Annotated in this window: 14 protein-coding genes and 4 pseudogenes; 10 read left to right on the forward strand and 8 right to left on the reverse strand. The window is 59.6% G+C overall.

What is annotated here, in order from left to right; translation table 11 throughout:
- Window positions 1-21 precede the first annotated feature (21 nt).
- From NE852_RS30560 to NE852_RS30575, 4 genes and pseudogenes are all read left to right on the forward strand, one after another.
- Entirely contained in the window at window positions 22-273 is a 252-nt protein-coding gene (locus NE852_RS30560) for a DUF1344 domain-containing protein (protein WP_008522969.1), read from the forward strand.
- Between the two features lie 216 nt (window positions 274-489).
- Complete coding sequence (locus NE852_RS30565) at window positions 490-921, forward strand: hypothetical protein (RefSeq protein WP_245270521.1); 432 nt, start codon at window positions 490-492, stop codon at window positions 919-921.
- A 75-nt stretch (window positions 922-996) separates the two neighbouring features.
- On the forward strand, window positions 997-1806 hold the full coding sequence (locus NE852_RS30570) for a membrane protein (RefSeq protein ID WP_008522973.1): 810 nt from the start codon (window positions 997-999) through the stop codon (window positions 1804-1806).
- A 276-nt stretch (window positions 1807-2082) separates the two neighbouring features.
- Window positions 2083-2331, forward strand: a pseudogene (locus tag NE852_RS30575) (SAM-dependent methyltransferase); the annotation flags it as partial.
- Here NE852_RS30575 and NE852_RS30580 read toward each other — a convergent pair.
- Both NE852_RS30580 and NE852_RS30585 read right to left on the reverse strand, forming a co-directional pair.
- Window positions 2272-3093, reverse strand: a complete 822-nt coding sequence (locus tag NE852_RS30580; RefSeq protein ID WP_008522977.1) for a MipA/OmpV family protein — start codon at window positions 3091-3093, stop codon at window positions 2272-2274. The pseudogene NE852_RS30575 and the gene NE852_RS30580 overlap by 60 nt on opposite strands.
- A gap of 79 nt (window positions 3094-3172) precedes the next feature.
- The gene (locus NE852_RS30585; protein ID WP_374992025.1) at window positions 3173-5575 is read right to left on the reverse strand and encodes a caspase family protein; all 2403 of its coding nucleotides are present in this window, start codon (window positions 5573-5575) and stop codon (window positions 3173-3175) included.
- A gap of 513 nt (window positions 5576-6088) precedes the next feature.
- Here NE852_RS30585 and NE852_RS30590 point away from each other — a divergent pair.
- A complete protein-coding gene (locus NE852_RS30590; protein ID WP_008522987.1) occupies window positions 6089-6658 on the forward strand; it encodes a dihydrofolate reductase family protein in 570 nt (189 codons plus the stop codon).
- 347 nt (window positions 6659-7005) lie between these two features.
- On the opposite strand, the gene NE852_RS32640 is transcribed toward NE852_RS30590, so the two are convergent.
- On the reverse strand, window positions 7006-7125 hold the full coding sequence (locus NE852_RS32640) for a biotin carboxylase N-terminal domain-containing protein (RefSeq protein ID WP_128623486.1): 120 nt from the start codon (window positions 7123-7125) through the stop codon (window positions 7006-7008).
- Here NE852_RS32640 and NE852_RS30595 point away from each other — a divergent pair.
- Window positions 7086-7256, forward strand: a pseudogene (locus tag NE852_RS30595) (IS6 family transposase); the annotation flags it as partial. The gene NE852_RS32640 and the pseudogene NE852_RS30595 sit on opposite strands and share 40 nt — an antisense overlap.
- 80 nt (window positions 7257-7336) lie before the next feature.
- Here the strand turns inward: NE852_RS30595 and NE852_RS30600 are convergent.
- A complete protein-coding gene (locus NE852_RS30600; protein ID WP_008522989.1) occupies window positions 7337-7792 on the reverse strand; it encodes an Lrp/AsnC family transcriptional regulator in 456 nt (151 codons plus the stop codon).
- 115 nt (window positions 7793-7907) lie between these two features.
- On the opposite strand from NE852_RS30600, the gene NE852_RS30605 reads away from it, so the two are divergent.
- Entirely contained in the window at window positions 7908-8837 is a 930-nt protein-coding gene (locus NE852_RS30605; protein WP_258156987.1) for a DMT family transporter, read from the forward strand.
- 157 nt (window positions 8838-8994) lie between these two features.
- On the opposite strand, the pseudogene NE852_RS30610 reads toward NE852_RS30605, so the two are convergent.
- Window positions 8995-9141, reverse strand: a pseudogene (locus NE852_RS30610) (transposase); the annotation flags it as partial.
- Window positions 9142-9214: 73 nt separating this feature from the next.
- Here NE852_RS30610 and NE852_RS30615 point away from each other — a divergent pair.
- Window positions 9215-10243 carry an IS110 family transposase gene (locus NE852_RS30615; RefSeq protein WP_037175911.1) on the forward strand — a complete coding sequence of 343 codons (1029 nt, stop codon included), beginning with the start codon at window positions 9215-9217 and terminating at the stop codon, window positions 10241-10243.
- 440 nt (window positions 10244-10683) lie between these two features.
- Here the strand turns inward: NE852_RS30615 and NE852_RS30620 are convergent.
- Window positions 10684-10994, reverse strand: a pseudogene (locus tag NE852_RS30620) (type II toxin-antitoxin system RelE/ParE family toxin).
- Window positions 10991-11242: an antitoxin gene (locus NE852_RS30625; RefSeq protein ID WP_008523002.1), complete on the reverse strand. Its 252-nt coding sequence runs from the start codon at window positions 11240-11242 to the stop codon at window positions 10991-10993. Before NE852_RS30625 ends, NE852_RS30620 begins: the two are co-directional and overlap by 4 nt.
- A 422-nt stretch (window positions 11243-11664) precedes the next feature.
- Here NE852_RS30625 and NE852_RS30630 point away from each other — a divergent pair, with 422 nt between their 5' ends.
- Window positions 11665-12732 carry a cyclic nucleotide-gated ion channel gene (locus NE852_RS30630; RefSeq protein WP_008523005.1) on the forward strand — a complete coding sequence of 356 codons (1068 nt, stop codon included), beginning with the start codon at window positions 11665-11667 and terminating at the stop codon, window positions 12730-12732.
- A gap of 118 nt (window positions 12733-12850) precedes the next feature.
- Here NE852_RS30630 and NE852_RS30635 read toward each other — a convergent pair whose 3' ends face one another.
- Window positions 12851-12985, reverse strand: coding sequence for a hypothetical protein (locus NE852_RS30635; RefSeq protein WP_258156988.1), 135 nt, complete (start codon window positions 12983-12985; stop codon window positions 12851-12853).
- Between the two features lie 307 nt (window positions 12986-13292).
- Here NE852_RS30635 and zwf point away from each other — a divergent pair, with 307 nt between their 5' ends.
- Window positions 13293-14762: a glucose-6-phosphate dehydrogenase gene (gene zwf, locus NE852_RS30640; RefSeq protein ID WP_037170670.1), complete on the forward strand. Its 1470-nt coding sequence runs from the start codon at window positions 13293-13295 to the stop codon at window positions 14760-14762.
- Window positions 14763-14770 lie beyond the last annotated feature (8 nt).

The following is a 14770-nucleotide window of genomic DNA, read 5'->3' on the forward strand; positions in this document are numbered from 1 at the left end:
AACCGTGAAAGGAGAACGAGAATGAAAACGCAAATGCTTATGGCCGCGATGCTGGTGCTGGCGCCGATCAGTGCAGCATTCGCTGCCCAGACTTCCGGCACGATCACCGCGATCACAAAGAATGCCGATACGATCACGCTGTCGGACGGCAAGACTTACGTCCTGCCCGAAGGGATCGAAGACACCAAACTCCGCGTCGGTGAGAAGGTCCAGTTAACTTATGCGGACAAGGGCGGCAAGGCGGTTGTCTCCCATCTGGTTCCGCAGAAATAAAGGTTGCGGCGGCCGGTGCCACTACCGGCCGCCGCATTCGCGAGTAATTGGCACACGGTTGATTACTATCGGTTGCTACGCCGACATCCGCTCTAATTCTCAGCTAATTAAACCCGCGTACTCAAAGCCGGCCAGCCGAACGCCGCTGGCAAAAGAGCGAACGTACCGCGCTGCCACAGCAGGCGCGCCATTCAACCGGCGAGGGGCGACACTAACGTGACGCCTTCCTTGCAGTGCCAGTATTCAGGGAATCCACTGATGAGACAGATCTTTCTTGTCATCGCGCTCATTGCCGCTCCGGTGGCGGCCTTCACGAGTTTTGAACTCTACGCCAACAAAGCGCCCGCCAAAACGGCGGGTCTCGGCGATCTATCATCGTTCAAAACCATCGTGGCCGACGTTCAGAGCCTCGCCTCCAAGGGCGACCTCGGCGGCGCCGCAAAGCGTATCACCGACTATGAAACGGCCTGGGACCAGGCCGAGACCGCGATCCGTCCGCTAAACCCGAACGACTGGAACAACATTGACGCCGCCTCCGACGCGGCGCTGAAGGCGCTGCGTCAATCCGCTCCGTCCGCTGACAAAGTCAATAAAACGCTCGCCGCTCTCATGGCGGTTCTCAACAACCCGTCGCAGCTTGCTCAATAGGCGGGCGGCGAACCGCGTCACCCCATGCCAGAATTACCCCGCGAGACTTTCAACGCTCGTTCAAGGAGACTCGTTATGTTTGCACCGGCTGCCAAAGCTGTCGTTTATAATCGTGTTCCCCGCGTCACGACCGATTTCTGGCTCATCAAACTGATGGCCGTTACCATGGGTGAAACGGCCGCCGACTATCTCAGCGTGCAAGTGGGTTTGGGGCTGACGGCGACATCGCTGATCATGTCCGCTATTCTGGCCGTCGCATTGGTATGGCAGTTTGCGCAGAAGAAATATGGTCCCGCCGCCTATTGGCTTTCCGTGGTGCTGATCAGCATCGTTGGTACGTTGATTACCGACAATCTGGTCGACAACTTCCGAGTGCCACTGATCGATACGACCATTGCATTCTCTATCGCCCTGGCGCTGACTTTCTTGCTGTGGTTCCAGACGGAGCGGACACTTTCAATCCACTCCATATTCACTGGGCGGCGCGAAGCTTTCTACTGGCTCGCTATCCTGTTCACCTTCGCGCTCGGCACGGCGGCGGGCGATCTGGTGGCTGAGAAATTCGCGCTGGGATATTTGGCTACCGGTGTCCTGTTCGGCATGATCATCATCTCGCTCGCCATCGGCTACTTCTTCTTGGGTCTCGATTCGATACTTGGTTTCTGGCTGGTCTACATTCTGACAAGGCCTTTGGGTGCTTCGTTCGGCGACCTGATGTCTCAACCCGCACAATATGGAGGCCTCGGCCTCGGCACAATCGTAACGAGTGCGGTCTTCCTCGCTGCGATCGTTACGATCGTAGCCTTCATGAGCTTGCGGCATGAAGGGGAGGAATTCATTGAGGTCAGGGAGGATGGCGAACTGGTTGCGGACAACGAAAACTAAGGCTTGGCTGCCCCCAAAACGGGCTGACGCGTCATTCGCAAGATAGCCTCACAGAATTCCAATAGCGCTATCGCCAACGCAGACCGGGGCTAATCTGCGCCCCTCCCGAAGGCCGGCGCAACCGAACTGATCAAAAATTAGCCACCGGGGCCACCCCTGCGCTGCGGCCTGAGCCGGCGCCTACGTCCATGGGAAGGACACGACTGAATTTGCAATGAATGCCAAGTAAGCCTGCATCGCGCCGCCTCCGGCGCTCGGAGGCCGCCTGACGTTTTCTGGCAGGAGGCTGCCGCCCTTTACGACGAACGCTTCTGCCGCATGTGGGAATTTTACCTTGCAAGCGCCGAAGCCGCATTCCGCTACGAGGATCTGGTGGTTTTCCAGATCCAGCTAAGCAAGCGCAACGACGTCATTCCGGTGACGCGGGACTATATCGGCCAGCATGAGAAAGCGGCGGCGCAAAGTTCAAAAGCCGATCTGGAAGGAGCGGCTGAGCGTGATACCGATGACGTTCTGGTCGGCTGAGCCAAGCCTTGAGGTGATCGGGCTGTCGGCGGCATCGCCCACCAGGCGGTTATATTTGTCGTAGATCTGCACGCTCCAGGCCGGTGAGAACGTATAGGTGGCGGCCAGCGTGAAACCGATGGATTTGAGACCGCCATTCGCGTCGAACGCCTCGACGCGACCACTCCTGGCAGCTTCCTCGGCGGAAACCGCGAAATTGTTGCGCATATAGGCGCCGTTTGCCAGAGACATGCGCGGACCGGCAGACAGCAGCCAGCGATCGCCGACCGGCTGGAACCAATCGAGATAGAGATCGGCAAGCAGACCGTCGCCGCCCCACAACGCCTGACGTGTTTCCGTCCGCACACGCAGGCGATCCTCTATCGGCCAATATTGCGCAAAGACGCCGGCGTCCAAGCTCCACTGGACCGAATGCAAACCCTGCAGTTCGGAATCGTCGAATGCCGACCGCCCTCCTCTCAGGCCGACGACAGGGCCGATGTCGACACCGCCGATATCGAAAAGCCCGTAGTCGATATTATCGTCCGGCGCGCTGTATTCAGGCGCTTCGCCGAACCGCCGAAAATCGAAAGACGGCATGCCACTGAAGGAAAGGTGCTTCGATCCTTCATAGGAAGGACCGTATTCGACGGATCCGCCAAGGGTTATGATCCACTGGTTATCGGAGGATTTTGCATCCTGGCTCAAGGCCGAATGGGATCCCAGGAATATCAGCGGCAACGATAACGCCGCGCGGAATAATGCCCTGCCCGATGAGGCCATATGCGCCCTGCTCCGCGTCTCGAACGTCAGCAAACGATCCCCCTGTCCAAAGGCAATTTTCTCATCTATGCCAATTGCCTCAGGGGCATGCAGGTTGATCCGGAGCGCCGCACTTCTTTTTTCTGGCGGCCGGCGGTCGCTTCGCCTGCAGCTCGACGATTGCCGGCTTGGGCTGAGGCTTGGGCTTGGGCTCAGCCCGGGGTTTGGGTTCGGCCGATGGTTTTGGAACAGGTGCCTGCGCCGGCGCTGCAACATGCGGCTCCCTGGGCAAGGATGGCGGCGCGGCGGCCTCTCGAGACGGCGGCGGAACGACATGGCGCTGATTGCCGAGCTGCGGCCCGCCGTTATTGGGAACGCTGGGTTTTGCTGGCGTATTGTCCATAATTGCCGGCGCCGCAGGCTTTGTCGGCAAGCCGAGGGCGTCGGGTTTCGAGGCTGCGGCACCTCCTTTCGGCTTCGCATTTGGAGCTGCCGTCGGTGCCTGGGTCTTGGCGATCTGGCTCTTGACGGCAGGCGCATTGGCCTCGGGCAACTGCGGCTGGCCCTTTGAACCGGGAAGCGCATGCGCGTCGGGATTTGCGCCCTGAAGTGGCGGTTGCGCGACCGTCGTCGAACTATGCGCCGTATTGAGCTCGGTTTTGGGCGGTTGCGTTTTTTCAGCCGCAGCCGCCGGCGGCTCGTTTGCCAGCTTGCCGGCGGGCGGCAGCGGCTGGCCGTTGGCGCCGGGAAGCGCGCGAGTAGCAGCACCTCCGGTCTGGGGCTGCGGCTGTTGCGCCTGTATCTTTGTTTGTGCCTGGGGCTGGATCGAAGGGACGAGCGCGGGCGCCAAAACGGCTGCAGGTGTCGGTTTCTCGGCTGCGGCCGGGACCTGCTTTTGCAAAACCGCAGCCTTTTTCTGTACCGAGGGCGGCAAGGCGACGTGGAGCGCAGCTGCGCCCGCGCCGGCGATGACGGCCGCGCCGGCAAGCTTTTCTCCCGTCGTCAATCCGGGCGCAGCCGGTGCGGCCTCGTTCTCGTTGACAACCGTGTTGTTGACGACGGTATTGTGAATATTGTTGAAAATGATGTTGTTTTCGGGCGGCGCGACATCACGCGGGGGGTCCACCCATTCGGGGACCGGAACGAAGACCGGCGCCGGCAGCACGTAGAGATCGACCGGTGGTCTTGGCGGTGCAAGCGTTACGAAATCCGGCGGCGGCGGTGCCAGGAAGACGACGGGCGGCGGCGGCGCATAACCGAAGTCGGCATCATCGAAATACAGGACAGGCCGGTCGACATAGACGATTTCCGGTGGCGGTGGCGGCGGCACGTCATACTCGATCACCGAAAATGACGGGGGCGGCGCGAGCGCTGCCTCGAAATGTTCCAGACGACGGCGGGCATCCCAGACATGGGGACCACGCGGATAACGTCTCAGATAGGACCAATAGGCCTCCGGCGTGTCCGCATTCCAGCTTTCGCGCCAGGTCATCGCTTCGCGGCGCGCTGCAATGATCGCACGCACCCGCCTTGCCATGGAGTCGTTCGGATAGGCTGCCAGGAAATCCTCGTAACCGCGCATCGTGTCGCGATCGAGCGCCGCGAAATAGGCATCCCGCTCGTCGAAATCGCCGATCGGCTTCGTCCGGATCGCGGCATTGTCATAGCTGGACACCTGGGCGACAGGCGGATTGGGGCCACGATCGAAAAACGTGAAGGCGTTCTTGAATTTGGAAGCGTTCCAGGAAATCTGCGCGCCCTTGGTCAGATCGCTGGCCCGCAACCGTGTCCGGTCAAATACATCATTGAGCGGCAGCCCGCCGATACGGATCATTTCCGCCAGGGCATGGGCATAGGAACCATAGGGGCCGGCTTCCTGCGGGGCGACCGTGCCCGGCGCCGCATTGAAAGCGATCAGCTGATTGGCGTCCGGGTCGACGAGCGCCAGACCACCGGCCAGCGGCTGATTGGATTGCACGAATGGATTGGCTCTTGCTGCATCGAGCACGACGATGCTGCCGCGATTGTTGATACCGGCCAGCGATCTCGTGAAATCGGTTATGCGCAGCGCTTCGACCGGCACATCCATGGCGTTGGCGATCTCGGCGTCGACCGGCACGAAATAGTTATCGCCCTGATATTGCACGCCATAGCCCGCCAGATACACGAAGACGACGGTATTGGGTCCCGATGCATTCGCTTTCGTCAGAAAGTCCCGCATCGCGTCGCGCAACCCGTTTTGGTCGAGGTCGCGCGCGCCGATCACATCGAAGCCGGCCGCCTGCAGCGTTTGCGCAATCAGCCCGGCATCGTTGGCCGGCGTCGACAAAGCGCCTGCCTTGTAGGCGCCATTACCCACGACCAACGCTATTCTCTTTTCAGGGGAACCTTGCGCCTCGACCGGATTTACAGAAGCGATACCGGCCAGAACCAGCACAACGGCAAAGAATATCCAGATCGCCTTTCTAGACGACGGTCCTATTGTCCGCAAAGGAGAAGGCATACAGGTTTCTTCCAATCGACATGTGATGCAGTTCGCTGTGAGCCCCCGCAAAGTCGGAGCCAGCGGCATGAGCTTTCGCCAGAGACGGCTGGCGAGCTTTGTATTGCTGTCTAGCAATCGTTTATGAGCGCTGGATTAGGCGTAACTGAAGCGAAACTGAAAACGGCTCTCCCCTCCGCGACGCCACCGACATCGAACTCCGTGATTGGCACGGCCGAGATCGGCCGCGGGCCCGAACATGCAAATCATCTGAATACGGGCCTGCCCATAACCCGCCAGCCTGGGCCGGCCCAAACCAGTTGGCTCGAGCATGGTCCGGCCCCTTGTGAGATAGGGCCCTACCCGAAATCCGTATTCGGGATGTCGGCGTCAGCGTCGCTCGCGCGTCCTTGGGAACATCGAGAGCGCCCGCCCCGCGCGCTCCGCTTGCCTGAACGAGATTTTGCATCAATAGCCCACCCGCAGAGCGAATTCCCACCGCCCCAGTTTGTAAAAAGATCACAGGAGATAAAGATGTCTGCAACAGTGCTCTTCATGTCCATGTCACTAGACGGGTATATCGCGGGGCCTAACGACGAAGTGGGCAATCCCGGCGGCGACGACTTTATGCGGCTGCACGAGTGGTACGGGGATTTTTCCCGACCGACCGGACCGGTCGGAGAATTATGGGACGAATGGAACGCGCCAGGTGCGATTCTGGCGGGCCGGCGAACCGTGGAGCAGGTCGATCACTGGGGCGGTGACAATCAAGGTGTCGCGATCTTCGTACCCAGTCACAGCCCGCCCGGGCCATCCGTCGCGAATTATCCGTTGGTCAAATACGTGAGCGACGGGATCGCGAGCGCAGTGGCGCAGGCGAAGGCCGCCGCCGGGGACCGGAACGTGTTGATGCTTGGCGCGTATACGGCGCAACGGGCGCTGGAAGCTGGCGTGCTCGACGAACTGCAAATACACCAGGTTCCAGTCTTGTTCGGATGTGGCCGCCGAATGTTCGAAGTCTTACCATCTCGCATCGAGTTGGAGATCGTTCGGGTGATCGATACACCCGAGGCCACGCACATCCGCTACCGCGTCCGCCGCTGAGCCATCCGACCCCAGCCGTCACTCGTTTGTGGTCGCCAGCATCAAGGGACGGAGGGGGTGATGTCAGGTTAACTCGATCAAGTCAGTTTTCGGCATGCTGGTTGGGTCAGGCCGCTGTCGCGGTGACCGCTTTCCAATGTGCCATCGCCGCGAGGCGATGCAGAAGAACAGCGATGGCAGAGTGGTTCGAGCGTGCGGGGACGAAGAAGGTTTGGCGCCTTCTTCCGCAAGCGGCGCGCAGGTGATGTCACGTTGTTTGGCTGAAGCCGGACACGGATCTGTCCCATCTTGCCAGCCGGGCGATCTCCAGTGGCAGCCGACCGGGTCTGAGGCGGCATCGCAAATAGTCAGGCGTTTTCCGACAAGAATTCATAGCCCGGATGAACGACCTTGGCGCCGTTCGCGCGGGCGACGAGCAGAATGGCCGGTGATGCAAGGCTTCCGATCCGCCGGCGGCTTGCAACGATTTATCTCGGTGTTTTCAGCGGTCAGAGATCTTTTCGTCCCGCCGCACCAGACGCACTCCGCCCTGGCCATTCACCCCCATCGGATCCACGCAATCGCGCAGTGGAAGGCCGGAACCGGCACAGCTACCTGAGCTCAACGGCGAGCGCTTCGTCCGGCTACAGCCAAACAACGTGACATCACCTGTTGCGGCATTCGGTTTATCAGCCCCGTTCATATGCGCGGGAACACCGTCGTCTTCTTGACGGTGCCATAAGCGAAGCTCGTGTCGATTCCAGCGATGCCTTCGATGTTGTGAAGCTGGTGCCTGACGAACTGCTCATAGTCCTTCAGGCTTTGAACGAGTACGCGGAGTAGATAGTCGGCCTCGCCCGTCATTACGTAGCAGTCCTGTATGCTGTCGATGGAGCGGACCTTCCGCTCGAAGGCCGCGACGGCCGCCTCCGAATGGCGCTCGAGCCTGATACGGACGAACGCGGTGATCGGAAGGCCGTAGGCCTCCTCATCGACGATAGCGGTGTAGCCCTTGATAACGCCGCTCTCTTCCAAGAGCCTGAGACGGCGGAGGCACGGAGACGGCGAAAGGGCCACTTTCTCGGAAAGCTCCTGGTTCGACAGGCGGCCGTCCTGCTGCAGCGTCCAGATGATCTGTCGGTCCTTCTCGTCCATGCCTCTCCTTTGTTGGCAGAATCTGCCAAACTTTCCTGCTAATGAGATCAAGATAGCAAGAAACTGCCATGGGAAGAAGCATATCATGTCACTCAATTTGACATCGAGGTTCTCCATGGCCGACATTGCAGCGACTTACTCCAGACCCGCGATCAAGTGGCATGAGACCGCAACCGCAGGCTATGTCGTGCTGGCGCTCGTCGTCCTCATCTGGGCGGGCTTCGCGCTCACCATGCGGGCGATGGGGAAGTCGCCGCTCGCGACCGCGGACGTCGCCCTGATCCGCTTCGCTGTGCCCGCGGTCGCACTGCTACCTCTGCTGTTTGGCCGCCTCCATCTGCTGCGCAACGTCGATAGCAAGGCCGTTCTGTTGGTGCTGGCGGGCGGCGTGCCTTTCTATCTCGTTGCATCTGCGGGAGCCAAGCTGACGTCAGCAGCCTATGTGGGCGCATTGATCCCGGGCACGACGCCGCTCGCAATGGCCCTGATCACGCGCGTGTTCCTGAGAAGGAAAATCTCCGCCAGACAGGTCCTTCCGATCGGACTGATCCTGGCGGGCGTCGTACTCATGGTTGCCGGGCAACGTGACGTCGTCACGGCGGAGACACTGCGGGGCGTCGGGCTACTTCTGCTCGCGAGCCTCATCTGGGCCGGATACACGATCGGCCTGCGCCGGACCGGGTTGGACGCGGTCTCGAACGGCCTCCTTCTTTCAATCGGTTCCCTGCTGGCGCTCGTGCCGATGATGCTCGCCGGACTGATCGGAACCAATTTCGGCCACTTCACGATCGGCGACGCGCTGCCTTACGCGCTCGTCCAGGGCGTCGGGACCGGGCTGATCTCGACCTTGGGATACGCGTTCGCCATTTCGCGGCTAGGCGCTTCCCGAAGCGCGACGATCGGTTCCCTGTCTCCGGCGCTGACGTCCCTCCTCGCCGTCCCCCTGTTGGGAGAGCCGCTCGCCGTCGCGACCGCCGTCGCCGTCGTCCTCATGACGTGCGGCGTGACGTTGGCGAACCGGACAGGGGCGCGCACTGCGGAATAAGCAAGTCCGTTTCAATAAACGCTGACCTTGCCCCCAAGTTTTATCCAGTTTTGAGTTCGCTCTAGCGGTTTTTTGAAGTGCACCCCGATTTTGGGCCAGCGGGAGCTGGAATTTTCCGGGGTTATGGCTCAGTTCGGCGGGGGCGCCGGTGAGCCGTTCATAAGCGAAATCCGCACCTTGTTCCGAAGGCGCTATGTGGCCGGAACTCGTTATAGTCTCTGCGCCAATCCTCGATCTTCGAACGCGCGTCGTCAAGGCTCATGAACCAATGAGCGTTCAGGCACTCTGCGCGGAACTTGCCATTGATGGGGAAGACGGCCCCGCTCCGAACCGGTTGGTCGTATGATGATGCGCCAACTCAAACAGGAGCCACTGATATGATCGCCAGCACGATAGGCCTTGATCTGGCCAAACATAACTTTCACGTCCATGCGGTGGATGCCGACGGTTCAGTGATCAAAACCGCGGCGCTCCGGCGAAGCGAGATGATCAAGTTCTTTCAGCGTGCAAGGCCATGCGTTGTTGGTGTCGAAGCTTGTGCCACGGCGCACTACTGGGCTCGGGAGCTGATGAAGCTCGGTCACGAGGTTAGGTTGATACCGCCTTCGTATGTGAAGCCGTTTGTACGGCGCGGCGCGAAGAATGACGCCGCGGACGCTGCAGCCATCTGTGAGGCTGTTCGGCGACCCGATATGCGCTTCGTTCCGGTAAAGTCTGAGGCTAACCAGAGCTTCCTGATGCTACATCGAGCTAGAGGTCTGCTGGTACGGCAACGGACCATGACGGTATGTGCGATCCGCGCTCATCTCGCCGAATTCGGAATCATCTTCGGCCAAGGTCGACAACGCATCGAGACCATAATGCCGATGATAGAGGAAGTTGCGGCCTCGTTGCCAGAACATGCTCGGTATGCGTTGACCAGCTTGATCGGATCTGTTGGCGAGTTGAACAAGCAGATCGACGGGATTGAGACGAAGCTAGCGGAAATCGGTCGTTCAGATCCGGTCTCAAATCTGCTTTCGTCGATCCCAGGGGTCGGCCCAATCACGTCTACGGCCATCGCCGCCACCATTCCGGACGCTAGGATGTTCCGCTCCGGTCGAGAGTTTGCAGCTTGGCTGGGCCTGACGCCGCGTCAAAACTCCAGTGGCGGCACCACTCGATTGGGAGGGATTACGAAACAAGGAGATGCCTACCTGCGTCATCTGCTCGTAATCGGCGCCAGGAATATAGTTCGGTATCCGAAAGCTCGAGCGAAGGTCGGGGGAGCTTGGATCGAAGCTTTACTACAACGACGACGTCCTATGATTGTGGCCGTCGCCGTGGCTAACAAACTTGCTCGGATCATCTGGGCGATGATGACAAGTGGAGAGATGTTCAGGGAGGCACGCGTCAAGACAGCATAGACAGGAAACCTCAGCGAACCGGCGTAAGGTGCAGAAGCAACAGATGGTCATCCAGCGGAGCTGGGGATCGAGCAAACCCGGAGAGCTTTAGGCGCCGCATTCAAGCGCGACCCGTTGATGAGGCCTCGATCCGCGTACTCCATCAGGGCCAGCGACCATGGTCTCGGTCGCAGACAAAGGCCGAATACATGAACGCACCCGAATGATGACCTAAACTTGCAGAAAGCCTCTTGCGCCCGCGGGGCCGTCTATACATGAAACTCTCGATGTAGCTGTTGTCGGACGGACTAGTCCGCGGAGCAATCGAAAATAGAGAAATAGCCGTGCTTCAGGCAAAAGAAGCCTATTCGGATACCTTGAAAGGATCAGAACTGGCGATCCCCCTTTGAACCACTCGACGACAACGATTTATTGGCCTTGCGCTCAGGCAATCTCGCTTTTCATTCGTTCAGACGACCAGCCAAACGCTTCATGAGATCCATTCGTTCATGAAGAATTGCCACGACAAGGGCAGGCGCATCCTCTCGAAGCAGACAAAAGACGTAGTGATGTTCGCATCGCGCCATTCGTAACGCCGGATAAAGCGCGCCCATATCCTTGAAAGGAGCTTTGCCCTCGGCAAGGTTTACGATAGCCCGCTCCGACGCCGAGACGTAGCGGCGTACCTGGGCGGCACTCCATTGAGCGCGCGTGTAGCGGATTACCGAACGTAGATCGATTCCGCCTCTGCGGTAAGAATGTAGGCCGTCAAGCACGACCCTCGGAAATCTCCTCGTCGAGGATCTCACCTACGGTTTTGGTCGACAGTTTTCCGGAGAGCCCGTCATTGATGCGCGTGTTCATTAGCGTCTTCAGCTCCTCCCAAGCTCGTTCTCCATCTGTGTCACCGGGAAAGAGGCGCTCGAGTGCATATTGCTTGATTGTCTTGCCCTGCAAAGCGGCCAGCGCCTTTAAGCTTTGATGTTGCTGGTCCGTTATGTCGATCGTCAATCGGCTCATCTAACGTGTTCCTGAACTGTGGAAACCCACATTAACACATATGTGGGTATGTGGCCACCGATGCTCTGATCCGATGTCGCTTGGACGGATCTGCTTTTTCGAAGAAGATGCCGATCCGCCTATCCAGCCCTCGATGGGAGAGAACCCGAACCCGGTCACTCGACGCCTGCGCTGCCGTTGAAGAACCAGCAACTCTGTTATTACAAGTTCCCTCGTTCGCCAGACCACCTTGTTCAGGCGTTCATGAACAACGTGACATCGCCCGGTCAAGAGCATCTCTTTCGCTGTTCGAATGATCTAAATTTCCTGTGAAATGATGTAACGCAATTCCCTGCTGCGAAGATACATTGCATCCGTCCCCCGTTCCCTTGCGTGTGGCCCGAAGGTATCTATTGTCGACGCCGTGCGGTTGGGAGTATGTAATGTCGGCAGTGCCTTTCTCGAAGATTTCGACGCCGCTCAACGCGCTGCTTGCTGCAATCGGTCTCTTGGTCGTTGCCGCACTGACGACGCAGGGCCTTACTGGTCAGGAGAGGCTTGTCTTTGAGCTGCTACTTGCGGCAATTTGGCTGGCCTATGTCCTCCAATTGGGCGGCACATTGCTTTCACGGCGGCACCGCTTGTCGGGCGGGATGCCGGCCCTCGTGATCGATTTGCTCGCGGTTCTGATTCCGGCTGCTGCATTCTTGTTCATTGGGTCCCGTGATCGAAACCTCTATTGCGCGATTTGGCTTCTCAAGCCGTTGCGCGACTCGACCTTTTTCAGGCTGCTGGCAAAGGTGGTCGCGAATGAATCGCGCAATCTGCTTGGCGTGACATCGGTGTTCGGCATCGTTCTTTTTGGCGCTGCGTTGGGCGGTTATATCCTCGAGCGAGACGTCCAGCCCGATAGGTTCGGCAGCATTCCGCAGGCGATGTGGTGGGCGGTCGTGACGCTGTCGACGACCGGCTACGGTGACGAGATCCCGCAGAGCCTTGCAGGTCGAGTTCTTGCCGGATTGGTGATGATGAGCGGGATCGGTATTTTTGCACTTTGGGCCGGCATCCTTGCCACCGGTTTTTACGAAGAGGTTCGCCGCCAAGACTTCGTTCGCAACTGGCAATTGGTCGCTGCCGTACCCCTGTTCCAGAAGCTTGGTTCCGCTGCACTGATCGAGATCGTTCGGGCGTTGCGACCGCGCATTGTCCCCGCAGGTGCCGTGATCTGCCGCAAGGGCGATGTTGGCGATCAGATGTTCTTCATTGTCGAGGGGCGGGTCACCGTGGCGACACCCGACCATCCGGTGGAACTCGGTGCCGGAAACTTCTTTGGCGAGATGGCGCTGATCAGTGGCGAACCGCGCTCAGCGACGGTCAGCGCAGCAACCGAGGTATCGATGCTGTCGCTCTACGCCGTGGATTTCCAGATGTTGTCGAGCAGTAGTCCGGAGATCGCGGAGACCATCCGCAAGACGGCGCTGGAGCGGCGGGGCGGGCCGCCGAAGGAATAATCCAAGCCCGACGGCTGCGACATTGCCGCAGCCATCGGGGGTTACGCATCGACCGGCGCAGAAGATTTCCTCCCCGATCGTGCAAAGAGAGCCGCATGGCTTGGTTGGCGAGTTCCATTCACAGAAAATCATCCTTGGACATTTTGCCCACGAGGCTCTCTGCAAGGTTCATTTCCGTCGGTCGACGAAAATTCAATATCGGAACCGCGAAGAAATCGCTCATCGCTGCCCGGCGGCGGTCGGTGATGACCATCCCCGCCTTCTGCATGGCGTCAGATACCGTACGTCTTGAGCGAACGAACTGCTTCTCAAATTGATAGCGACTCCCTGCGCAAGCTGCGCGGGCGTCATAACAACCGCCCTGCGCGTCCGAAGTCGCTGACACGCGGCACTTCGGGACGGTATTGCCGCCCCCTTGCTCCGCTACTCAATCCATGCCTCTATCTAACCCAACAGGGGTGAGCTTCAACGTCATGGCATCACGCACGAAGATAGCCGCTTCGCGGCAGCGCGGGGCTGGGGTCGGCCTCCATCCCCAAGGGACAACGGAAGACTTGAGGGTGAGTGTTTTGCGCAAGAATTCAACACGGGTTGGCCCCGGCTATCCGCAGGTCGTTGTGCTTGTCGGCGCAACGGGCGATCTCTCAAGGCGCAAGCTACTGACCGGGCTGTTCCACCTCACCAATGCGGGCTTCATCCCAGGGTGCCGCATTATCGGCGTCTCGCTCGACGATATCGATGCCGATGCCTTCCGCACCATCGCCCGTGACTCGCTGGACAAGTTCTTGACTCGCAAGTTCTCGCAGTCGGAATGGGAAGCGTTTGCCGCATCGCTCGACTACGTCCCCCTCGCTGCCGGCGCCAATGCTCTCAAGGAAGCGGTCGACAGGGCCGAGGAAGCACTGGGCGCCGAGACGCGGCGCGTGCATTATTTATCCGTGCCGCCAAGTGCCGCCCTTCCGGCCGTGCAACTCCTCGCCCAGGCCGAGCTGACTGAACGTTCCCGTATCATCATGGAAAAGCCCTTCGGCACGGACCTTGCCAGTGCCGTTGAACTGAACAAGAAGCTGCACGAAGTGTTCGACGAGAAGCAGATATTCCGCATCGATCATTTCCTCGGCAAGGAGCCGGCCCAAAACATCCTGGCCTTCCGATTTGCCAATGGCCTGTTCGAACCAATCTGGAACCGCAACTTCATCGACCATGTGCAGATCGACGTTCCGGAGACGCTCGGCCTTTCCACCCGCGCCGCCTTTTACGAGACCACCGGCGCCTATCGTGACATGGTGGTGACCCACCTCTTCCAAATCCTCGCCTTCATGGCGATGGAGCCCCCCACTGCCCTTGAGCCCGCACCAATCTCGGAAGAGAAGAACAAGGTGTTCCGCTCCATGTTGCCGATCGAGCCGCGCGACGTGGTGCGCGGTCAATACATCGGCTACCGCAAGGAGCCTGGCGTCGATCCCGAAAGCGACACTGACACATTTATCGCCCTAAAATGCGCCATCGACAACTGGCGCTGGGCTGGCGTGCCCTTCTACCTGCGTACCGGCAAACGCATGGCCGAGGGGCAGCGCATTATTTCGATCGCGTTCCGCGAGCCCCCGAAATCGATGTTCCCTGCCGGCTCTGGCGTGGGGGCCCAGGGCCCTGACCACCTCACCTTCGACCTTGCTGATGCCTCCAAGGTCTCGCTTTCCTTCTATGGCAAGCGCCCTGGACCGGGCTTCCGGCTCGACAAACTCTCGCTGCAATTCGCCATGAGCGAAACCGGCCTGATTGGCGAAGTCCTCGAGGCCTATGAGCGCCTGATCCTCGACGCCATGCGCGGTGACCACACGTTGTTCACCACGGCCGAGGGTATTGAGCGGCTTTGGGAGGTTTCTCAACCTCTCCTCGATAACCCGCCGCCCGTACGCCTCTACGACCAGGGCGGGTGGGGGCCGAAGTCGATCCACCAACTCATTGCCCCGCACGCTTGGCGCCTACCGTTCGAGCGCGCCTGGAGGGATGCCGCAAAGCGTGATTGACGGTCAGT

Source organism: Rhizobium sp. Pop5, from assembly GCF_024721175.1.
In the GTDB taxonomy this organism is placed as follows: domain Bacteria; phylum Pseudomonadota; class Alphaproteobacteria; order Rhizobiales; family Rhizobiaceae; genus Rhizobium.